Source organism: Proteiniphilum sp. UBA5463 (assembly GCF_002427225.1).
GTDB classification, from domain to species: domain Bacteria; phylum Bacteroidota; class Bacteroidia; order Bacteroidales; family Dysgonomonadaceae; genus Proteiniphilum; species Proteiniphilum propionicum.
Window position 1 is genome coordinate 32,085 of sequence record NZ_DIQL01000042.1, and the last position, 23,370, is coordinate 55,454.

A 23,370-nucleotide genomic window follows, 5' to 3' on the forward strand; every position below is an offset into this window, starting at 1 on the left:
TTAACCTTAAGTGGTTTTACAACTCATGCATATTGCTTTTAGCTGAAATTTTTCAACATAACCTTTTACCCGATACAAAGATAAATATTTTGAGTTAATGTTCGGATATACGTTTTATTAAATATTCCAGCACAAGAAAAGTCCCGTTCACCTCAATCTCTATTTTTTGATTGTCGCTAACTTCGGAACGCTTACAGCTCTGGAGAAACTATTTTCCACATGTAGCAGAAAACAAAACGAAGATAGACCTGGAAGAGATCGCACGCAAATATCATTTGACAGGAGCAAATATTGTAAACGTAATTCAGTATGCCGGCCTAAAAACAGTGGATAATAAATCAGCCACTATTTCGGCAGATGACCTGTTGAAAAGGATTCGCAAGGAATATGAAAAAGAGGGTAAAATGATGCGACAATAGTAGATATATTTTTTGCATATATTGCCTTCAACAAAGAAGATAACAGGGCTCCTGTCCGAAATAATCCGGGATTATGTTCCATATTGAGGGGATAGAAATGTTTGTTATTGCTATCTTTGCAGAAAAAAGATGATAGTTGATCTCTGTCCATCCCCCGCCCTCTATCCATTTTACAAAAGAGGAAATGACACCGTTGTAGTGGTGGATGTCTTCAGGGCTTCTGCCACAATGTGCGCAATACTACACAATGGTGCAACCGCGATAATCCCCGTAGCTGATATAGAGGAGGCTAAGCGATACAAATCGGAAGAATTTCTTGTAGGTGCTGAAAGAGATACACGCAAATGTGATTTTGCCGATTTTGGCAATTCTCCGTTCGACTACATACGTGAAAAAGTTGCAGGAAAGGAAATTGTGTTTACCACAACAAATGGTACAAGAGCCATTGAGATGGGGAGTGAAAGCAAGAAACTATATGTAGGCACCTTTTCCAATATAGGAGCATTAGCTGAGAAATGCGCAGAGAAATCTGAGAGGGTTGTGATTATCTGTGCTGGATGGAACAACAGGGTAAATATTGAAGATATGCTTTTCGGTGGTGCCTTTGCTGAAAAAATATCAGGTATATCGAAAATGCTTATCGGCTCAGATTCGTTGAGGATAGCCCTTGAATTGTGGAAACAGGCAAAACAAGACCCGCTGGCATATCTTAAAGAAAGTGATCATTACCGACGACTTAAAGCCAACGGCGCCGAAGGTGATGCTGATTACTGCCTAAGACCTGACACTGTTAAAATTGTACCTTATTACGACAGCTATACAAAAAGATTGAAAGCGTTGTCATGAGGGCAATGTCCTCACTCATCCCAGTCGAAGTCGTCCATACTGAAAGACCCGGTAAACTGTTCCAGATCACGACGCTCTTTTTTAGTAGGGCGGCCCGTACCTCGCTGCCTGTCGACAAAACCGCTGATCTTGTTCATCTCAAGTATTTCGTATTCTTCGGGCGAAGTAACATTTTCCATAAACTGAGGCACCATCTTCGCACCCATACGTTTGTCCGCAGTAGCGAGTACCTTAAATGAAAAGGTGATCGGGGATTTTCGCACCTGCACAACCTCGCCCGCACGAATAGTTCTGGAAGGCTTTACCGTAATGTTGTCAATCATCACTCTCCCCTTCTTGCAGGCATCGGTGGCAATTGTACGTGTTTTAAAAATTCGTACTGCCCACAACCATTTATCTATCCGTACTTCATCCATGAAAGTGAAACTCTAAATTTTATTGATAAGTTTGCACCTAAAAAATCTTCGTAATAAAAAATTATTATTCATTATTCATTGAATGTCAGCATAAATACTACTGCCACTCAATATGTCATTCACGCCCTATCTGTTGTTATAATCATTCATAGTTATATCTATACCCGCCAGGCAAAAACTGCGTATAATGTCCACGGCGGTTTCAATTCGTTCTGGCAGTTGCAGCTTCTCCTCTGTTGTGAATTCGTCAAGCACAAAGTCGACCTGTCCGCCACGATGAAAATCGCTACCTATGCCAAACCTGAGACGCGGATAATTCTGCCCAATAAGGCCTTGAATATGTCTTAGCCCGTTGTGGCCTGCATCACTCCCTTTAGCTTTCAGTCGAAGTGTGCCAAAAGGCAGAGCCAGATCATCAACCACAACTAGAAGATGGCTGTTTTCAATCTTCTCCTTCTGCAGCCAGTATCTAACGGCGTTGCCGCTCAGGTTCATAAAGGTAGAGGGTTTAAGAAGGATTAACGATCTGTTTTTGAGCCGCATCTCAGCTACAAAACCATACCGCCTATCTTCAAAAACAGCATTGGACGCCTTTGCAAAAGCGTCCAACACCATAAACCCAATATTGTGGCGGGTTTGCTCATAATCGGGCCCGATATTTCCCAATCCCGCTATCAAATATTTCATACGATTAAAACTATTTTTTCAAATGTATCGTATGAAACTCGCTTTAATCATATACTTGAACGATAATGATTTTCATGCTCGTTTCATTTTATCATTTTAGTGTAAACCAAGTAGTATCCGCCTTAGCTTACCGCTGTTATTCAGCTTTTGCAGCAGCACCTCTGGCAGCACGGGTCAGCTGGACGCGACACACAACTGCATTCTTGGCATTCAATACCTCAAGGTCCTCGAAGCTAAGCTGTCCAACCTGAATAGATTTGCCCAACTCCAATTCATCCACGTTTACCAACAGCTCTTCGGGCAACTTGGTATGCAGAGCTTTAACTTTCAGTTTACGCATATCAAGAGACAACTTACCTCCGGCTTTCACTCCGGCAGCCAAGCCTGTCAAGCGCACGGGTAATTCAATCACTATCGGCACATCATCGAACACATGCAGGAAATCGATATGAAGAATAGTATCTTTTACAGGATGAAACTGAACTTCTTTCAGAACGGCCAATAATTTATTATCCCCAAGATCAAGATTTACCAGAAAAACCTCAGGTGTATAAATCAAGTTACGCACATCTCCGCTTTTCACTACAAAATTTACGTTTTCCTGACCATGTCCACCGTAAACAACGCAAGGTATAAGCCCTTCACTGCGGTATGCCCTTGCTGCCTTTTTCCCGAAATCATCCCTGATCTCGCCTTTTAATTCAAATCTTTTCATTTTAAAAATTGTTTGTGTTACTCAAAATAAAGTTCAACTTATTCAAACTATTCCTAATAACAGCAAAGCGCAATTAAACTTGTCTTTTGCCAAAAATGCTTAAGAAAATAGTTCACAAAAGTCAGGCTATTTCCCGCCAATGCAATGTTCAAATGAATTTGTCCCCTGCCCATTCAGCTTAAAGAAATAGTTGCTTTCTTTATTTCCCATCACACGTGGGCCTAAAAAAGCGGCGCAAAGGTAGTGATTTTCTTTTTATTCCGCAACTTTTTATCTTGCTCTTTTTTTCAGATCTTCTATTTTAATGCTCATAAGCCGCCCTATTGGCTTGTCATCCCTATATGTAATAATCCTCATGATATCGGCATCTTCAGGAACTCTCAGTGCTTCACTATATTTCGGATAAAAATTGTCAGGTGAAGAGGAATCGAAACTGGTATAAATGTCAAGTCCTTTAATCTCGGGGGTAAGCTTAACATAGTACTCTTCGCCATCTTTTTTTACCGATACAACCGGGTCATACATGGCAGGCGAGTACTTTGTTTGTGCATAATCTAACCGTACGAAATGATCTTCCGTCTTTGAAACGAAGCGGTCCCAGTTTTTCTTCTCTTTTGGAGACCATAGCGACTCAGCCACTGCAAAACCGCGAGGCCAGGCCATATATTCTGCCTGGCGAATATTGTAGATCTGTTCAGTCCACAGGTTAGCCTGTCCGCCCAGAATATAGTCGGCGTTGGCTCCTTCCGGTACAGGATCAAACTTGTATGTCTGACTCAATCTCAAAGAATTATACACACGGGGTTCAGTTGAAAGATCGCCCTGCATAAGGTCTATATATACATAATTGCTAGGACTCATTACCACGTAATGCCCAGATTTGGAAGCCTCAATCCCATAATCAGTTCCCCTCCAGCTCATCAATCCAGTTGTGGGAGTTATCCCTCCCTCAAGAATCTCATCCCAGCCCATCATCTTCTTGCCTTTGGATAGAATAATTTTCTCTACCCTCTTACCAAAATATGATTGTACTGAAGCCATATCCTTTAAACCTTCACGCTTCATCAGCTCTTTCACTTCAGAGCTCTTTTCCCAGAAGGTATAAGGTGCCTCATCTCCACCTGTATGGATATATGGAAAAGGAAAAAGCTCAGCAACTTCACTGATCACTTTCTCCATAAATTCATATACTTTCTCATTGGCTGGACAAAGGGTATTCTCATAAATAGCTGCTGGGCGCCCTCCCGTATTCCAGTCGAGGAAAGGAGCACCGGTACGCACAAAATGATCGCCGCTCTCAGGGAAACATGAAAGCTCAGGATAAGCAGCCAGCACCGCTGAACTGTGTCCCGGGACATCAATTTCCGGCATCACCTGAATATTTCGCTCAATGGCATAATTTATCACATCTCTAATCTCTTCCTGCGTATAATAACCGCCATAATTTCTGGGAGCATTGGGACGAGGCTGGGAGAAACTTCCGAACCACCCTATCTGTTCCGTACGCCATGCACCCACTTCCGTAAGCCTGGGCAAGCTTTTAATTTCAATTCGCCATCCTTCGTCATCTGTCAAATGCCAGTGAAAAATATTATATTTATACTTCACCATATTGTCAATAAACCGCTTTACCTCACTAACCGTGAAAAAGTGGCGCGACACGTCAAGCATCATCCCCCGCCATTCCACTAACGGGTAGTCTGTAATTTCAACAAAAGGGACCTGCCATGTAACATTTTCTTCTCTTTTGTTGCTCTCTATCTGTGGTGGTAACAGCTGAAAAAAAGTCTGAACACCATATAGCAGCCCGGCAGGCTTGTTGGCTCTAATAGAAATTTTCTGTTGTGTTACATTTAACGTGTAACCTTCATCACCTATTTTCTCATCTGCCTTTCTGTTTAATATGAGTTCAATATTTGCGCTGGATGAATTTCTCTTCACCACAACTTTTTTACCGGGGGCAAGTGACAGTTTCTCCTTAAGCAATCCTGTAACAAACGCCCCCTCATTACCAGAAGGGCATGCAACTACAACTTCATCGGGTAGTACATAATACCCGCTCTTCTCAACTATGGACTCAGGCTCGGGAATAATGGAGATTTTCCGCTCTGGCTGTTGTGCTGTGGCTGCCATTGCTAGCAAACTGATAAGTAGAAATGTAAAGATACTCTTTTTCATAGATAAATTATTTATTTAATTCAACTTCCGCTTATGCTACAATTAGTGCTGGATTTTTTGTGGCACTTGCCTTTACAAATTTACATAAATTGTTTTAAACATAGCATCATTAACCACTATGTTCTCAACATTTACACCCACTTTTCTCCCGAATGTATTTATTAATGCTCCGTTAAAAATTCATTTATAATACTGACAGTCAACGATTTATGCCAAATCCCCAAAAAGTGCCATAATCTATTGATATCCAGCGAAATATAAGAGCTATTTTTAAAAAAATACCGAAGTATTGTTTATAATACCGAAAAAATAACTACTTTTGCAGTTGCAAAATAAGTTCATTTAAGCGATGATAAACAGAAATTTAATTCGTATCAGGATTGTCCAGATTGTCTATTCATGGTACCAGAATACGAATAAGGATTTGCGTAACGCCGAAAAAGAGCTCATGTTCGGCTTGCAAAAATCATACGATCTTTACTATTATATGCTTCTTCTTATGGTGGAGCTTACAAATTTGTACCAAGACCGTGTGGATACTAAACGTAATAAATTCCTTCCCACAGAAGAAGATCTTAATCCCAACACTCACCTTATAGATAATAAGTTTATTCTTCAGTTGCGGGAAAACAGGCAGTTTAACAAATATCTTACAGAACGCCCTATGTTATGGGATGGTAACGAAGGATTTATCAAAAATCTACTTGACACCATCGTCTCTTCCGAGGCATATAGAGAGTATACTGAAATAGTCTCTCCCACATATGATGAAGATCGGGAATTCTGGCGGAAAGCCTTCAAAAAGTTTCTTTACCAGAACGAGGAGTTGGATGACATTCTGGAGGACGAATGCATCTACTGGAACGATGATGTGGAGATTGTGCAATCCTTCGTGATGAAAACTATCAGGAAATTTTCTGAAGAGAAAGGTGCCCAACAGCCATTATTACCAATGTTTAAAGATGAAGAAGACAGGGAGTTTGCACTTAAGCTGCTGCATAATACTATTTTGAACGAAAAAAAATACCGGAATCTGATAGAGAAACATACCGATAAATGGGACTTTGAACGTATTGCATTCATGGATCTTGTTATCATGCAGGTAGCTCTCTCAGAAATATCCACATTTGAATCAATTCCAACCAGTGTTTCGTTAAACGAGTATATCGAGATAGCCAAGTCATACAGTACACCCAAAAGCGGAACATTCATCAACGGAATATTGGACGCCATTGTACAGGAAATGAAAAAAGAAAATCTTATCTTTAAAAATTAATTATAAACTATAAATATCAATATCGTATGAATATTTTATTACAAGCGACACAAGGAGGAGGAGTAACCGGTATGGGCAGCACCCTCTTAATGATGGTTGCAATTATTGCAGTATTTTACTTCTTCATGATCCGCCCCCAGCAGAAAAAACAGAAAGAACTGCAGAAAAGCCGCGAAGCGATGAAGGTGGGTGATAAAGTTGTTACATCAGGTGGCATTCACGGAAGAATAAAAGAGGTTGGTGATACCTGGTTTCTGATAGAAGTTGCCGATGGAGTGAAAATAAAATTTGAAAAAGGATCGGTTTACGCTTCTTCAGTTGACGTAACACAGCCTAACTAAACAGTATTTTAGATGGGAATAAAAGCTATCATCAATAAATGGGAACCCATAGTCAAAGCGTTTTTTTCCAATGTACCCTGGAAAAATCTGCTTGCATTTTCCTTTTTTTTGGTGCTGGCTTTTATTTTCTGGTTAATGCTGTTTTTTCAAAAAGATAATGTGGAAGGCAATTACCGGATCCCTCTAAAATATACCAATATTCCTGAAGATGTGGTTTTCGACAACCCTCTGCCTCACTTTATTGAAATCAGCGTATCCGACAAAGGTTCTGAAATTTTTCTTCTCGATATCACAAAAAGAGATTCTCTGGAAATAAATGTGGCAGAAATAACCGAAGATGGCAGCAAAGTTCTTCAGGGCGATCAGTACCGTCAGCTTATTCGTTCAAAATTTGCTCCCGGCACCAATATAAGAGGATATTACCCAATGAATATTTCACTGGCTACTTCTAAATTGCAGAGTAAGAAGTTACCGGTTACGTTCGATGGTGAGATCACAACCAGCAGAGCAAATTTAATTGCAGACAGCGCAGTATTTATTCCCGAGACAGTAACTGCATACGGTTCTAAGCAATCACTCGACAAACTTGAATCAGCCATTACTGAATACACGGTTTTTAAAAATCTCAGAGCCACATCACAGCTGCCAATTAAAATTAACCGTGTAGAAGGTGTTAAGTTTTCGCCTCAAGAGGTAGAAATTTATATCCCGATAGAAGAGTACACTGAGCGCTCATTTGAAATTCCTATAAAGGCATCGCATTTACCTAAAAAAATGGATGTTAAATTTTTTCCCTCTCGTGCTAACGTCTCTTTCTCTGTTACACTTGAAGAGTACAAGAAAATCATCCCTGAAGACTTTGAAATTGAACTCGACTACAGGGAATTTCACAATAACGAGGGTGGGCGCGTTGAACTCATACTCACAAAAAGCCCGTCTTCAATCATCAATCCGCGTATTTCACCATCTTCGGTGGAGTTTCTCTTCGAAAGCAAGGAACTGTGATGATTTAAATAGTTATAACGTGAAAAATAGCTAATGAAATTACAAACCTGAATAGGAAGAGCAATGATGATTATAGGTGTCACGGGGGGTATTGGAAGTGGTAAATCGGTTGTAAGTGAAATTTTCCGGTTGCATGGCATACCAGTGTTTGATGCTGACAAAGAGGCCAAAAACCTGAATGACACCTCTCCCTATATAAAGGAGCAAATCACCTTCCACTTCGGGGAAGGGTTCTACAAAGATGGAAAATTAGACCGGGAGAAATTTGCTTCAATTATTTTCCAGGACAAGGATAAAACCACTTTAGCGAACTCAATTATTCATCCAGAGTTGGCAAAACATTTTATCGAATGGTGCGGTCAACGAACAAGTTATCAGCTTGTTGTAATTGACGCCGCCCTTCTTATTGAAGCCGGGTTTCACCGGTTCACCGATAAAGTGGTAATGGTCTCTGCACCTTCGGAAATTCGTATAGGAAGAGTTATAAAGCGTGATGAAATCATCAGAAGACAGGTGGAAGAGCGAATGAACAAGCAACTTCCTGAAGAAGAAAAAATAAAATATGCCGATTTTATAATTTATAATGACAACCGGCACTCTCTGATTAGGCAGATTGATGACTTTTTGTCAAGCATTTCACTCCCTTTTGTGAAAGAAACCAATAAATAGATACTTATCAGGCCATTAAAACAGTCCATTTTTTTTAATAAATTGTTTTTTTTAAAATATAGTACTACCTTTACCCATTCAAATTTTAGGTTATATAGTTTAATTTATTAAAAAGGATGATTGAGAAAATTGGGGCTAATGCCGGAAAAGTTTGGTCTGTCCTGGATGTTAACGGTCGGCAAAACGTGAAAGAGATTAAAAAAGCATCGAAATTAACCGATAAAGACCTTTATGCTGCACTCGGATGGCTGGCAAGGGAAGGGAAAGTTGCTTTCGAAACAGTGGGAAAAGAGCTTTTTGTTTCACTGAGCTGATATGCAAAATTCATCGTTTAAATGAAAAAGATTTGAAAAAGCTGTCGATTATGACAGCTTTTTTTATTATTAAGTACACAAACCGGCATTTATCTTCTATCTTTACCAAAAAGTAGGAATGGAACATGAAAACTTCACAACTTCAAATAAAACTTTCAAAAATATTTCCTAATAATCAGGTTTTCACTGACGAACTTTCCCGTCTCACCAAGGGTACAGATGCTGGGATCTACCGCCTGATACCAAAAGCGGTGGTAAAAGTAAATTCCGAAGAAGAGGTTATTCGCCTGTTGCATTTCTGTGAACATGAAAACATTCCGGTAACATTCAAGGGCGCCGGAACCAGTTTAAGCGGCCAAACAATTTCCGATTCAATACTGATGGAGACAGGCAGTGGATTTGAATTTTCATCAATTGCCGATGATGGGCACAAAGCTACATTTGGCTGCGGGCTAACAGGTACTGCAGCAAATCGCATGTTGATGAGATATAGACGCAAGATTGGCCCAAAACCGGCATCTATAGATTCTGCAAAAATAGGAGGTATTATTGCCAACAATGCTAGCGGGTCGAGTTACGGTATCAGGCATAACAGTTACAACACGGTAAAGTCGATGCGTATCATTTTTGCAGACGGCTCGCTTCTCGATACTGCCGACATCAACAGCAGCCGGACTTTTATTAATTCTCACCCGCAACTAATCAAAGATTTAGAACAATTGCATCGCGATGTTTCAGAAAATGAAAATATCAGATCGCTTATTTCACAAAAATTTCAAATAAAAAACACCTGCGGCTATGGAGTGAATTCACTTATCGATTTCTCCGACCCTATACAGATTATACAACACCTTATGATCGGTTCGGAAGGCACACTCGGTTTTGTCTCTCAGGCCACCTTCGAAACTGTACATGACGCACCGCTTAAGGCCACTGCCATGATCTATTTCGCTAACCTGCGGGAAGTGAGTGAAACAATCATACCACTTAGAGGATGCCGGGTTAGTGCAGCTGAGCTCATGGACCGGAATGCACTTCGTGCAGTGGAAGAGAAAGAAGGTATGCCTGAAGAGTTGAAATTGTTGCCTGAAGGAGCTGCCGCCCTGTTGATTGACACATCGGCTGACAAAGAGGAATCACTGTCTGAACAGATAAACGAAATAACAGAGAAGCTGGCACACATTCCGACACTTTTTCCAATTAAATTCACTACTGACAAACATCTTTATAATCTCTACTGGAATGTGCGAAACGGACTTTTCACTTCGGCAGCAGCTACGCGCCCTCCTCATACCGCATGTATTATAGAAGATGTGGCCTTTCGTGGCGAGTTGCTGGGAGATGCTTTAACCGATTTGCGAAGTTTACTGGAAGGGGCTGGCTACGGTAACGCAGTAATGTGGGGACATCTGCTAGATGGTAACGTTCATTTTACAGTTTTTCCCGACATAAACACAAAAGAGGGTATTCGCAATTATGCCACATTCATGCACGAGTTGTGCGAGCTGGTAGCAATAAAATATGGCGGAAGCCTAAAGGCTGAACATGGTACCGGGCGTAATATGGCTCCTTTTGTTGAAAAAGAGTGGGGCCTCGAAGTTTATAATCTGATGAAGCGTATTAAAAATACATTCGATCCGGGAAATATACTGAACCCTGGTGTGCTGATCAACAATGACCATGATGTTTTCATCAAAAATCTGAAACAGATTCCGGAAGCCAATCCAATAATTGATAAATGCATTGAATGTGGTTTTTGCGAAGTCAGTTGCCCTTCTAAAAACCTATCCCTCACACCTCGTCAGCGTATTGTGGCATACCGGCATCTGGCCGGAACGGCGATTTCTGGCAGCAAAAAAAAGAGTTCTATCAGAGAACAGTTGAAAAAAATCTCCTATCCTATGGACGAAACATGTGCCACCGACGGTTTGTGCAGCATAGCCTGTCCTGTAGGCATTGACACCGGAAAACTTATAAAGGAACTGCGGTGGCAAAACAATGGTAAGCTGGCAAATAGAATTGCCGATACTATTTCAAACAATATAACGGAAATATCCTCTTTATTACGCGTATTATTAAATATCCCCCACTTCATCGCAAAAGCAGTGGGTTATAAATCAATAGATAGAGTTGCCCGGGGACTTTACAGATTAGGTGACGGAACTCTACCTCTATGGACACGCCATACCCCCTCCGGAAGTAAAAAGATTAAAAACAATATTTTCCCTGGCTATTCTGCCGGGTCACCTATGGTGGTCTATTTCCCCACTTGTATTACCCGCTCCATGGGAGGAGTATCGTTCGGTTATGCAGAAAAAGAAGATCTGCCCTCGAAAATTCTGTCGGTACTCTACAAAGCAGGGTACACTGTAATCATTCCTGAAGAAAAAGACAAGCTTTGCTGCGGAATGGCCTTTAGTAGCAAAGGATTCTGGGAACAGGCACAGAAAAAGGAGAATGAACTGAACGAAGTTCTGTTAAGAGTTAGTCGCGAGGGTTTACTGCCAATAGTTTGTGATATGAGTCCCTGCCTGCTCCACATGCGCGAGACACTTGATAAACGGCTAAAGCTGTACGATCAGGTAGAATTCATACACGATTTCCTGCTCGACCGCCTCTATTTCAGCAAACTGTCTGTCTCAGTGGCCATTCATACTACCTGCAGTTCCACAAAGATGAATCTTGAAAAGAAACTCATTGCTATTGCATCACAATGTGCAGAAAAAGTGGTTGTACCTGAGAATGTGTCCTGTTGCGGATGGGCCGGAGACCGGGGATTCTTCTATCCTGAACTTAACAGTTCGGCTCTAAAACCGCTGAAACGGGGTATTAAGGATGCACAGGAAGGTTATTCAAATAGCAGGACTTGTGAGATAGGCCTGTCCATCAACAGCGGAATAACTTATAAGTCGATAGTCTACTTAGTTGATAAAGCCACGCTACCCGCTACTTCATCTTGTCAAAACCTTCACCGTAAATACCCACAACGTTACTTTGCGAAATAAAGGCGTTCTTATCGATCTGCTTTACAAGACGGAAAATTGATGTGGACTCGTTCCCCTTAGCCATCACAAGCAGCACCTTTTGCGGTTCTTTGGAGTACCATCCCATGCCATCAAGAACAGTGCAGCCACGGTGTAGCTGTAAATTGATTTGCGTGGCAATCTCATCGTATTTTTTCGAAAAAATAAAAAACTGAACCGACTGACGGATACCATTCAGCATCCAATCAACCGAAGTGGACATTACAGCAATAATAATGATACCAAAAACAATGGTCTCTATACTTCTGAAAATAAGAAACGAAGATGCCACGATTGCAAGGTCGACCAAAAGCATAGTACGCCCGGGTGTTATATGCCGGTATTTGTTAATCACTAGCACAATTATATCAGTGCCGCCACTACTGCCGTTTACCGACATCACCAAGCCCACCCCGGCACCTGCAACTATAGACCCAATAAGCCCTGCCATAAGCGGCTCGCTGGTCATAATAGGTTGCCACTGAAGGCTTTCGAACATCCCTATAAAGAATGTAAGTGAAGCAACACCAACAATTGTCTTCACCAGGAATTCCGATCCCAATACTCTGAATGCGATCAACAGCAATACCGCATTCATAACAAGCACCATAATGGATACAGGAACCCCAAAAGCATAGTTAATCAAAACACCAACGCCTGTGAGCCCACCCATCACGAACTTATGCGGCATGATAAATTGAGTGACCCCCAAAGCATACATGAAGGTTCCCAAAAATATTGTCAGGTAGTCCTTCACATAGAATCTCTTCAGACTGAACTCAGGCAATTTCCCCATATTAAAAAACCACATTCACAATTTTTTTGGGAACAATAATAACTTTCTTAGGTATTTTCCCATCCAGCCATTTCTGTGATCCCGGGTGCTCCAAAACAGTTTTTTCAATATCAGCATTGGTGGCATCGGCTGGAAACTCCAGAACATAACGAGACTTACCGTTAAAAGAGACAGCATAGGTAAAAGCATCCTCTTTCAAATACTCCTCGTTCCACTGCGGCCACTGTGCATCAAAAACGGTAGTAATATTGCCCAAAGCATGCCACAGCTCTTCCGAGATATGCGGGGCAAAGGGTGCAAGGCATACAACCAGATCACTAAGTATCGCCCTTTTGGTACACTTCATTGTTGTAAGTTCGTTCGCACAAATCATAAATGCCGATACTGAAGTGTTGAAAGAAAAGTTCTCGATATCAAATGTTACTTTTTTTATAAGTTTATGCAGCGATTTCAGCTCCTCCCTTGTGGGTTCATAATCGGTAACAGACAAGGCCCCATCTTTGTAGAACAGGTTCCACACTTTCCGAAGGAAGCGATGAACACCATCTATTCCATTGGTATCCCATGGTTTTGACTGTTCCAACGGTCCCAGGAACATCTCATAAAGACGAAGTGTATCTGCTCCGTATCTTCCAACTATATCATCTGGATTGACCACGTTAAACATCGACTTTGACATCTTTTCGATAGCCCATCCACAAACATATTTTCCGCTCTCAAGGACAAACTCTGCAGTCTTGTATTCGGGATTCCAGTTCCTGAATGCTTCAATATCGAGCAGATCGTTGTGTACGATGTTAACATCTACGTGAATGGGAGTCACGTCGTATTCATCTTTTAGGTTTAATGAAACAAATCTGTTAGTCCCTTTTATTCTATATACAAAGTTGCTGCGACCCTGGATCATACCCTGGTTAACCAGTTTTTTGAACGGCTCTTCTTCACACGAAACCCCTGCATCGAACAGGAACTTATTCCAGAACCTGCTATATATAAGATGCCCGGTTGCATGTTCGGTTCCACCAATATATAGATCCACATTACGCCAGTAGTTATTAGCGTTTTCTGATACAAGTGCTTTATCATTATACGGATCCATGTACCTAAGGTAGTAGGCCGAAGAGCCGGCAAAGCCAGGCATCGTGTTCATTTCCAGCGGATATCCATCTTTGGTTTGCCAGTTTTCTGCACGGCCCAGTGGTGGTTCTCCTGTTTCTGTGGGAAGAAACTTGTCCACCTCGGGCAGCTCAAGTGGTAATTCATCTTCATTCAGCGTATAGGGCATTCCATTCTTATAGTAAACAGGGAATGGTTCACCCCAATAACGCTGTCTCGAGAAAATTGCATCCCGCAGCCGATAATTTATTCTACGGTAGCCCACACCCATTTTTTCCACCTCATCGATGGCGGCGGAAATAGCTTTGCTTACTGTCATCCCGTCCATAAAACCGGAATTGACCATAATCCCCTCCTTTGCATCAAAGCTTTCTTCAGAAACATCACATCCTTCAATAATAGGAATTATTGGCAAATTGAAATGTTTAGCAAAGGCATAGTCGCGGCTGTCATGTGCCGGTACTGCCATTATCGCGCCTGTACCATATCCGGCAAGCACATAGTCGGAAATCCATACAGGCAGAGGCTCTCCGGTAAAGGGATGTAATGCATATGATCCTGAAAACACACCGCTAACCGATCTGTCGGAGATGCGTTCACGTTCTGTTTTTTTCCCTGCGTTGCTTATATACTCCTGAACTGCATTACGTTGTTTATCGGTAGTGAGCTGATCTACCAGTTCATTCTCAGGGGCAAAGACCATGAAGGTGGCCCCGAATATGGTATCGGGACGGGTAGTAAATATGTCGAACGTTAGACCCTGCTCTGTCTTGAAATGCATCACTGCTCCCTCGCTACGTCCTATCCAGTTACGCTGTGTATCTTTAAGAGATTCAGTCCATTCGATACTATCCAGCCCGTCAAGCAGGCGTTGAGCGTATGCTGATACTCGAAGACACCACTGCCGCATCTTTTTCTGCTCCACTGGATATCCACCGCGTATTGACAAGCCTTCGCTAACCTCATCATTGGCGAGCACTGTCCCCAGTTGCGGACACCAGTTTACCATGGTATCACCCAGGTATGCGATACGATAATTCATCAGCACCTCCTGCTGCTCCTTTTCCGTTTTACTGTTCCACTCTTCTGCTGTAAATTCAAGAGGTTCGGTACAAGCAACATCCAATCCTGATGAACCTTGGCGAGAGAATATTTCTGTCAATTCTGAAATGGGCCTTGCCTGCTTCGCCTGGTTGCAATAATAGGAATGGAACATCTTTATGAAAGTCCATTGTGTCCATTTGTAATATTCCGGATCACATGTACGCACCTCGCGACTCCAGTCGAATGAAAATCCTATCTTATCAAGTTGCTCGCGATAACGGTTGATGTTTTCCTGTGTTGTAACAGCCGGATGTTGCCCAGTCTGTATGGCATACTGTTCAGCTGGAAGGCCATAAGCGTCATATCCCATTGGATGCAAAACATTATAGCCCTGCAACCTTTTGAATCTCGAAAAAATATCAGAAGCTATATACCCCAGCGGATGTCCCACATGTAGCCCCGCTCCCGATGGATAGGGAAACATGTCGAGCACATAATACTTTGGTTTTGATCTGTCTTCAGTTACTTTGTAGGTTTGATGGTCTATCCAGTATTTCTGCCACCGTTTTTCCAACTCTTCGAAATTGTAATCCATTCCACTTCAATTTAAAAAACGGTGCAAAGATAATGATTTAATTCCGAAATTTCCACAACGTTACGTTTTCAAACTTTACGCTTCTGCCATTTCAACACTATTTGATGCTCCCTATGATTAATTTGTTCAGATATACATTCTGTCAATAACATCGGAATATTTCTCCAGTATCACTTTCCTGCGCAGTTTGAGAGTATTGGTCAATTCATCGGTTTCTATGCTGAAAGGATTTGGAAGAATGGTGAAGCGTTTAATTTTCTCGTAAGATGTAAATTGCGATTGCAGTAGTTCAATCCGTCCAAATATAAAATTGTTTATCTCGGCGTTACTCACCAGCTCCTCTACCGAGTCGAAATGTATTCCATGCTCCCCGGCATAGCACTTCAAAGCATCATAGTTGGGGATAATTAGTGCACTCACAAATTTGCGCTTATCACCGATAACCGCCACCTGGTCGATATATTTATCTTCACTAATGCGCGTCTCAATCATCTGCGGTGCAATATATTTTCCATTTGATGTTTTATACAGGTCCTTTATTCGTTCAGTCAGGATTATTTCATTATCTTCAGTCAGGGTTCCGGCATCACCGGTTTTGAAAAAACCATCATCTGTGAATGCGGCTTTTGTTGCATCAGGTTTATTGTAATAACCACTTGTGACTGTATCGCCTTTCACCAGTATTTCATTATTCTCGCCAATTTTCACCTCAAGTCCCGGCATCACCTTTCCCACCGTTCCAATACGAAATCCTTTTTCAGGAAAACAGCTTACCGTCGCAGTAGTTTCCGATAATCCGTAACCGTAGATAATATGTACATCAATTGATTGCATGAATTCATTGATATTATCAGACAGAGGAGCCCCCGAAACCGGGAAAAAATTTCCACGCTCGATACCAACGATGCGTTTTATAAGAAAAAAGAGAGTGTGTTTATAGAGAAAAAATTTCAACCGGTTTCTAAAAGGGGCCCTTTTCCCTTCGTTAACAAATTCAAGATTGTGTTTACGTCCCGTTTTCAATGCATCGCAAAACAACCATTTTGATATACCGGTTGTATTCTCCATCTGCTCTTTCACACCTTCATACACTTTCTCCCAGAAGCGCGGCACATTGCACATAAGAGTGGGGCGAACCTGTTTGATAGTTTTTCTAATTTCACTGGGTTCCTTATTCACCGCAACCGTAATGCCTTTATATAAGCAGTAATATGTCCATGCTTTCTCGAAAATATGTGTCAAAGGGAGAAAGCACATAGAGAGGTCTTTATCCGACAGGTTTGTGATTCGTATATCATGTATCTCATAAGCTTTTAAATAATTGGCATGCGTTAGCATAACCCCTTTCGGCTCACCGGTTGTGCCCGATGTATATATAATATTTGCCAGATCGTTCACTTTCAGCTGTTTCATTCGGGCATTTACCAATGCCAGCGACTCGGAATTATCGCCCATAGTTATAAAATCATCAAAAAATAGCGATGTCTTATCATCGGGCTTCAGCACAACAGTTCTGTCGAAAATAACCATTTTTCGCAGCGTGGGGCACTCATACATCACCTTGCAGGCATTATTATACTGAAACTGTTCTCCAACAAAAAGCAGTTTAATCCGGGCATCGTTAATAATGTAACTCACCTGCGATGGCGAAGATGTAGCATACATCGGAACCATAACCGCATTATTGGCATAAGCTGCAAAATCGGCTATCAGGTATTTCTCCATGTTTTGCGAATAGATTCCAATATTATCACCTGGTTCTATTCCTATTTCAGCCATTGCCTGAGCTGTTTTCATGATTTTTGCAGCAAAAATCTTCCATGACATATCAAGCCATTTCCCATCAGAAGCCTGATACTTCACTGCTGTTTTATATCTGTATTTCTCTGCCTGTTTATGAACGATTTCACCCAGATGATAATATGTCATTGTTGTTGTTTTTATTATCAAAAGTAAGATATTTTCCCCAATTTTTTTTCAAAACAATGATATTTATTTTCTTTCCTACTTTTTTTCGTTAATCCCTTTCTGAAATATTCACTTAACAATCTAAAAACTCGAAGCTTAATTAACTACACTTAACGACTTTTTTTACGATCAGATTAATCTTAGCCATTATCTTTGTGTCATTATGAAAAGACGTTTGCACATATTTCCGGTAATGCTGTTCACAGCTCTTTTGCCATTTATGACAAAAGCACAGGGATTCTATGCTGCCAGTCTGAATCCCGATTCAGAGGGCTCCGTCTCTACTATATATTTAATGCCTAACGTTTATCCCGCTGTAATTCTGGGAGAAGATACCGTTGCATGCATGTGGCTTAGGGATTTTATAAAATATTCGCCCATAACCTTCCGAAGCACAAAAGATCAAATAGCATACACCAAACTTATCCGTGATGTAAAAAAAACTCTGCCTTATGCAAAAGAAATCGCAGGTATTATCCTGGAAACGTACGAATATATGGAGACGCTTCCAAACGATAAATCACGACAGCGTCATCTGGAGTCAATGGAAAGGGAATTAAAGGCAGAGTATACACCAAAGATGAAAAAACTGACTCGTTCACAGGGACAACTTTTAATGAAGCTTGTTGACAGGGAGACCAACTCATCTTCATACCATATAATTGATGCTTTCATGGGAAGTTTTAAAGCATGGTCATACAATGTTTTCGCCAGTATGTTTGGCAATAGCCTCAAAGTTAGGTATAATCCCTACGGTGAAGATCGCATAACAGAACGTGTTTGCATTCTTGTTGAACAGGGAGCTGTGTAATCGCTCCTTTTTTTATTTCGTGATTATCAAGCGGTTTTTTAATGCCAAATTGGGAATTTAGCCTTCCATGATTTTTTTTGCTATCTTTGCACCGTTTTATATTAGGTTATGCAAATAAATTTTCTACACGATTTTCAACCGGCACTATATCAGTCTCTAAAAACCTACAACAGAGAAAAATTCATTGCCGATATTATGGCAGGATTAATAGTAGGTGTTGTAGCACTGCCGTTAGCCATTGCTTTTGGTATAGCATCGGGGGTGACACCCGAAAAAGGCATTATTACTGCTATTATTGCAGGTTTCATCATCTCATTCCTGGGCGGAAGCACAGTACAGGTAGGTGGGCCTACCGGGGCTTTCATTGTTATTGTATATGGTATTGTTGAGCAGTACGGTGTGCAGGGACTAGCTATTGCCACTGTTCTTGCCGGTGCCATGTTGATACTTATGGGATTTTTAAAATTGGGAACGGTAATCAAGTTCATACCTTATCCCATTGTAGTTGGATTTACCAGCGGTATTGCACTTACCATTTTTTCAACTCAGATGAAAGATTTCTTCGGTCTAACAACACCGAAATTGCCGTCGGGGTTCCTGGAAAAATGGGCTATATATTTCCAACATTTCAATACCGTGAACTGGTGGGCTGCTCTTATTGCACTCACAAGTGTGGCAATAATCGTTTTCACCCCAAAGATATCGAATAAAATTCCCGGCTCCCTGGTAGCCATTATAGTAATGACTATAGCCGTTTATCTTATGAAAACTTACGGCGGCATAACCGGTATAGAAACTATTGGCGACAGATTTGTCATCAACAGCCAGTTGCCGGAAGTGGAGCAGGTACCATTGACCCTGACAAGTATCCGCATATTGTTTCCCGCAGCTTTCACTATTGCCATGCTGGGTGCAATAGAGTCGCTATTGTCTGCAACGGTAGCCGATGGCGTGACAGGTCACAAGCACAACTCCAACATGGAGCTGGTAGCACAGGGTGTTGCAAATATCATAACACCTTTTTTCGGCGGAATCCCGGCAACAGGCGCTATTGCGCGCACAATGACAAACATCAACAATGGTGGGAAAACTCCTGTAGCAGGTATTATCCATTCAATTGTACTCTTGCTAATTGTGTTGTTCCTGGGTGATCTGACAAAACATATACCCATGGCTTGCCTGGCAGGTGTACTTGTGGTTGTGGCATATAATATGAGTGAATGGCGCACATTTATCTCACTTACAAAACAGTCACGATCTACTCTTGCCATACTCCTTACAACATTTTTCCTGACTGTGATTTTCGACCTTACTGTTGCTATAGCAGTAGGATTGATGCTTGCCATATTTGGCTTTCTGAAGAGAATGAACGAAAGTACAAAAATATCGCACACTACGGGAAAGATAAATGTTTCTAAAGAGGTAGAATCGCACTCGGGTGACTTTAAGGAAGATATTCTGTATCTTCCTCAAGGTGTAGAGGTTTACGAAATTGAGGGGCCGTTCTTCTTTGGCGTCGCCAATAAGTTTGATGAGAAGATGCGTGAAATAGGTGATCATCCCAATATACGGATTATTCGCATGCGGAAAGTGCCGTTTATCGATTCCACAGGGCTTAACAACCTTGAAAACCTTTGTAAAAATTCCCGTAAAGAGAAGATTCAAGTCATTTTATCAGGAGTAAAAGACAATGTACGCGAATCTCTATACAAGTCATACATCCCCATGATTGTGGGTGAAGAGAATATTTGCCCAAATATACATGAGGCAGTGGAGAGAGCAAAACAACTTGATAAAAAGCTTAAAAAGGAAAATATACGCAAATCATAACAATATGGATCAGGTATCGCACAGGCTTACCGACTGGCTTCCCACCACTAAGAAAGAAATGAAACTTCGCGGATGGGACTATGCTGATGTGGTACTTTTTTCGGGCGATGCCTATATCGACCACCCCTCATTTGGGACAGCCGTTATAGGGCGTTTGCTCGAAAGTGAAGGGCTTCGTGTGGCTATTGTTCCGCAACCCAACTGGAGAGACGATCTGCGAGATTTCAGGAAGCTGGGTGTGCCGCGCCTCTTCTTCGCAGTTACAGCTGGTGTAATGGATTCAATGATTAACCATTATACAGCCAACAAACGCCTTCGCTCAAACGATGCATATACCCCTGATGGCCGTTCTGGCATGCGTCCCGACAGAGCAGTTACCGTTTACACAAATATCCTTAAAGAGTTGTATCCCGAAACCCCAATAATTATTGGAGGAGTGGAGGCTTCACTTAGACGGGTGAGCCATTACGACTACTGGGACGACAAGCTGCATAAACCTATTCTCGCCGGCACAAGCGCCGACCTTTTAATATACGGCATGGGTGAACTGCCGCTGAAACAACTGGTGCACGAAATTGGCAAAGGCAGAAAGATTGGAGAAATATATGACATTCCGCAAACAGCTTATATCAGTTCCGGGAAAAGCGTTCCTCAGAATCCTTTTGACGAAGAGGTTGTTCTCTACACTCATGAAGAGTGTGAAAAAGAGAAATTGAAACAGGCCAAAAACTTCCGCGTGGTTGAAGAGCAGTCCAACCGCTTGTCTGCTGCACGCATCTTACAAGAGGCAGATAACAAAACAGTCGTGGTAAATCCTCCTTTTCCCCCAATGAAGGAAGAGGAGATAGATGCATCGTTCGATCTTCCATACACTCGTCTTCCACATCCAAAATACAGGGGAAAACAAATTCCGGCATACGAGATGATCAAATTCTCAGTGAACCTCCATCGCGGCTGTTTCGGTGGCTGCGCGTTCTGTACAATCTCAGCCCACCAGGGGAAGTTTATAGCTTCGCGCTCCAAAAAATCTATCCTGAGAGAAGTCGGTAAAATTACTGAAATGCCAGATTTCAAAGGCTATATCAGTGATCTGGGAGGTCCTTCGGCAAACATGTACGGGATGCATGGAAAAGACATGTCCATTTGCGCTAAATGCAAGAAACCGTCATGTATCCATCCCAAAATCTGCTTCAACCTTAATACTGACCATAGCTCCCTACTTCATATTTATCGCTCGGTTGACAACCTGCCTGGAGTAAAAAAATCTTTTATTGGAAGCGGGATCCGTTACGATTTACTGCTTCACAATAGCAACGATGAGACAAGTAACGCCGCTGCACGGACATATCTGGAGGAGCTTTTCACCAGGCATGTCTCGGGCCGTCTGAAGGTTGCGCCTGAACATACGTCTAATACAACGTTGAACATTATGAGGAAACCCTCTTTCAGCCTGTTTTACCAATTCAACCGTATTTTTGATGAACTGAACAAAAAACACAATCTCAATCAACAGCTCATCCCATATTTCATATCCTCACACCCTGGATGTAGCAAGGAGGATATGGCTGAGCTGGCAGCAATTACCAAAAGTTTGAATTTCAGGCTTGAACAAGTCCAGGACTTTACTCCTTCTCCTATGACTCTGGCCACTGAAATGTATTATACAGGCTTTCATCCTTATACACTGGAACGGGTATACACTGCCAAAACCAAAGATCAGAAAAATGCACAGCGACAATTTTTTTTCTGGTATGACCGTAAAAATAAGCGTTCGATCATTAATGAGTTAAAACATATTAAACGTTCAGATCTAATCCATAAATTATATCCGAATGGATAAGATTGCCATATCATCACAAATTCAAGAACTCAAGATCTCTTATATACATATAATATAATCCATACCAAACAGTTAAACATTGTTAAATGACCTGTTTTGTTATTTTTCCATGCAGCGTTTTTCTCCTTTTTACATCTAACATATGAAACGCAAATTTGCGTTAAAGTATAAAGTGAATAAATCTGTATGAAAAAAACGCTTTTAATACTTGGTATATTTTCAGTTGGAATTTTTCTAGCCAATATTTCATGCGACGATAATTCAAAGTCGCTTGGGAACTTCGGAATCGATATAGCCACAGTAGTTCCTGAAGGTGAAAACGCATATTCATTGCTGCTTGACAATGGCAAACGACTCTGGCCTGCTGCCAGTGCAGTGTTATATACTCCTAAATATAACCAGCGCGTATTTTTGAATTATACAATCCTGTCTGATGTTCAAAGCGGTTATGATCACTATATAAAAGTGAATGATATATGGAATATCCTCACAAAACAGGCAATTGAGCTTAACGAGCAAAATAAAGACAGCATCGGGGACGATCCGATAAAACCAAATGCTGTTTGGGTTGGTGGTGATTATTTGAACGTCTCTTTTATGTTTAACTATGGAGGTGTAAAGCCACATGCAATCAATCTGGTAGAAAACACTTTATCCCCTGGGACATCACCAGATGCCATAGAACTTGAATTCCGCCACAACTCTTATCAAAGTACACGTTCTAAGCTCTATGAAGGTTTCGTTTGCTTCGACCTGAAACCATTCAGGGTTGCTGAAGCAGACTCGATAAAACTATCCATTAAGATAAAGGGCTGGACAGGAGACACAACGTATGATGTAATATACAGATACAATCAACCGGCGACACAAACAAGATCTGAAATGCCGATACCTGTAATTTCATCAAACGAATACTATTAAATTACAAAACCACAAATATTTTAGTTCTATTTCTTATATGACTTTTTGATTTTCCAAAAACCGGATGGACCCTGTGAAGAGTCCATCCGGAAATTTTTATAAACTGAATATTTCGTCATAAAGCATCATAAATAAACAAATAATTTAAAAAAAGGACATATTATTAGATAAAATTTGTTTTTTATAATTTATAAACATATCTTTGCCGCGTAATTATAGCACAGAACAGTACAGTTTAAACTGATAATTTACTTATGAAAGTACTATTAAATAATGAAATAACAAAGGTCTGATAAAGGGTGTAGAGTTGTAAAGTCAACCAGCAAGTGCAATATTACTTAAATTGTTTGTAAAACTCATTTTTTGGTAAATTAAATTCTAATTTTTCTCTAGGCCTTCGGTTTAGCTTGCACTGAATTTTTTTATTTCTATACGCATTTATATTTGAATAATGAAAAAGCCAATTTGTTAATTAATTATTAAATTTTTCAAACTAATTAGAGAATGAAAAGAAAAAATCAATCAGGTTTTAAGGGCATGATAACTCTTATATTGAGTTT

At 41.0% G+C, this 23,370-nt stretch carries 19 protein-coding genes; 12 read left to right on the forward strand and 7 right to left on the reverse strand.

What is annotated here, in order from left to right; all coding sequences use genetic code 11:
* Positions 1-170: 170 nt before the first annotated feature.
* Both B3B27_RS07015 and B3B27_RS07020 read left to right on the forward strand, forming a co-directional pair.
* Positions 171-419, forward strand: a complete 249-nt coding sequence (locus B3B27_RS07015; RefSeq protein WP_238868512.1) for a hypothetical protein — start codon at positions 171-173, stop codon at positions 417-419.
* 129 nt (positions 420-548) lie between these two features.
* Complete coding sequence (locus tag B3B27_RS07020) at positions 549-1,265, forward strand: 2-phosphosulfolactate phosphatase (protein ID WP_238868511.1); 717 nt, start codon at positions 549-551, stop codon at positions 1,263-1,265.
* Positions 1,266-1,276: 11 nt separating this feature from the next.
* On the opposite strand, the gene B3B27_RS07025 is transcribed toward B3B27_RS07020, so the two are convergent.
* The 4 genes from B3B27_RS07025 to B3B27_RS07040 form a co-directional block, all read right to left on the reverse strand.
* Positions 1,277-1,681 (reverse strand): RNA-binding S4 domain-containing protein, encoded by a 405-nt coding sequence (locus B3B27_RS07025; protein ID WP_238868510.1) that lies wholly within the window; start codon positions 1,679-1,681, stop codon positions 1,277-1,279.
* Positions 1,682-1,807: 126 nt separating this feature from the next.
* Complete coding sequence (gene pth / locus B3B27_RS07030) at positions 1,808-2,368, reverse strand: aminoacyl-tRNA hydrolase (RefSeq protein ID WP_238868509.1); 561 nt, start codon at positions 2,366-2,368, stop codon at positions 1,808-1,810.
* Positions 2,369-2,504: 136 nt separating this feature from the next.
* A complete protein-coding gene (locus B3B27_RS07035) occupies positions 2,505-3,083 on the reverse strand; it encodes a 50S ribosomal protein L25/general stress protein Ctc (RefSeq protein WP_238868508.1) in 579 nt (192 codons plus the stop codon).
* A gap of 270 nt (positions 3,084-3,353) precedes the next feature.
* The gene (locus B3B27_RS07040; RefSeq protein WP_238868507.1) at positions 3,354-5,261 is read right to left on the reverse strand and encodes a beta-N-acetylhexosaminidase; all 1,908 of its coding nucleotides are present in this window, start codon (positions 5,259-5,261) and stop codon (positions 3,354-3,356) included.
* 349 nt (positions 5,262-5,610) lie between these two features.
* Between B3B27_RS07040 and nusB the strand changes: the two genes are divergently transcribed.
* The 6 genes from nusB (at position 5,611) to B3B27_RS07070 (ending at position 11,871) form a co-directional block, all read left to right on the forward strand.
* The gene (nusB, locus tag B3B27_RS07045; RefSeq protein WP_238868506.1) at positions 5,611-6,537 is read left to right on the forward strand and encodes a transcription antitermination factor NusB; all 927 of its coding nucleotides are present in this window, start codon (positions 5,611-5,613) and stop codon (positions 6,535-6,537) included.
* Positions 6,538-6,563: 26 nt separating this feature from the next.
* Complete coding sequence (gene yajC, locus B3B27_RS07050) at positions 6,564-6,878, forward strand: preprotein translocase subunit YajC (RefSeq protein WP_238868505.1); 315 nt, start codon at positions 6,564-6,566, stop codon at positions 6,876-6,878.
* A 12-nt stretch (positions 6,879-6,890) separates the two neighbouring features.
* Positions 6,891-7,883, forward strand: coding sequence for a hypothetical protein (locus B3B27_RS07055; RefSeq protein WP_238868504.1), 993 nt, complete (start codon positions 6,891-6,893; stop codon positions 7,881-7,883).
* A gap of 63 nt (positions 7,884-7,946) precedes the next feature.
* The gene (gene coaE, locus B3B27_RS07060; protein WP_238868503.1) at positions 7,947-8,552 is read left to right on the forward strand and encodes a dephospho-CoA kinase; all 606 of its coding nucleotides are present in this window, start codon (positions 7,947-7,949) and stop codon (positions 8,550-8,552) included.
* Between the two features lie 116 nt (positions 8,553-8,668).
* Positions 8,669-8,866 carry a winged helix-turn-helix domain-containing protein gene (locus tag B3B27_RS07065; protein WP_238868502.1) on the forward strand — a complete coding sequence of 66 codons (198 nt, stop codon included), beginning with the start codon at positions 8,669-8,671 and terminating at the stop codon, positions 8,864-8,866.
* Positions 8,867-8,991: 125 nt separating this feature from the next.
* Positions 8,992-11,871: an FAD-binding and (Fe-S)-binding domain-containing protein gene (locus B3B27_RS07070; RefSeq protein WP_238868501.1), complete on the forward strand. Its 2,880-nt coding sequence runs from the start codon at positions 8,992-8,994 to the stop codon at positions 11,869-11,871.
* Here B3B27_RS07070 and B3B27_RS07075 read toward each other — a convergent pair.
* From B3B27_RS07075 to B3B27_RS07085, 3 genes are all read right to left on the reverse strand, one after another.
* Positions 11,813-12,700 carry a YitT family protein gene (locus tag B3B27_RS07075; RefSeq protein ID WP_238868500.1) on the reverse strand — a complete coding sequence of 296 codons (888 nt, stop codon included), beginning with the start codon at positions 12,698-12,700 and terminating at the stop codon, positions 11,813-11,815. The genes B3B27_RS07070 and B3B27_RS07075 overlap by 59 nt on opposite strands.
* Positions 12,687-15,440 carry a leucine--tRNA ligase gene (gene leuS, locus B3B27_RS07080; protein WP_238868499.1) on the reverse strand — a complete coding sequence of 918 codons (2,754 nt, stop codon included), beginning with the start codon at positions 15,438-15,440 and terminating at the stop codon, positions 12,687-12,689. Before leuS ends, B3B27_RS07075 begins: the two co-directional genes overlap by 14 nt.
* A 126-nt stretch (positions 15,441-15,566) precedes the next feature.
* Positions 15,567-17,369 (reverse strand): AMP-dependent synthetase/ligase, encoded by a 1,803-nt coding sequence (locus B3B27_RS07085; protein WP_238868498.1) that lies wholly within the window; start codon positions 17,367-17,369, stop codon positions 15,567-15,569.
* A gap of 202 nt (positions 17,370-17,571) precedes the next feature.
* On the opposite strand from B3B27_RS07085, the gene B3B27_RS07090 reads away from it, so the two are divergent.
* From B3B27_RS07090 to B3B27_RS07105, 4 genes are all read left to right on the forward strand, one after another.
* Positions 17,572-18,219: a DUF4294 domain-containing protein gene (locus B3B27_RS07090; protein WP_238868497.1), complete on the forward strand. Its 648-nt coding sequence runs from the start codon at positions 17,572-17,574 to the stop codon at positions 18,217-18,219.
* Between the two features lie 108 nt (positions 18,220-18,327).
* A complete protein-coding gene (locus B3B27_RS07095; protein WP_238868496.1) occupies positions 18,328-20,049 on the forward strand; it encodes a SulP family inorganic anion transporter in 1,722 nt (573 codons plus the stop codon).
* A 4-nt stretch (positions 20,050-20,053) separates the two neighbouring features.
* Entirely contained in the window at positions 20,054-21,889 is a 1,836-nt protein-coding gene (locus B3B27_RS07100) for a YgiQ family radical SAM protein (protein ID WP_238868495.1), read from the forward strand.
* A 186-nt stretch (positions 21,890-22,075) separates the two neighbouring features.
* Positions 22,076-22,810 (forward strand): NigD-like protein, encoded by a 735-nt coding sequence (locus B3B27_RS07105; protein ID WP_238868494.1) that lies wholly within the window; start codon positions 22,076-22,078, stop codon positions 22,808-22,810.
* Positions 22,811-23,370 lie beyond the last annotated feature (560 nt).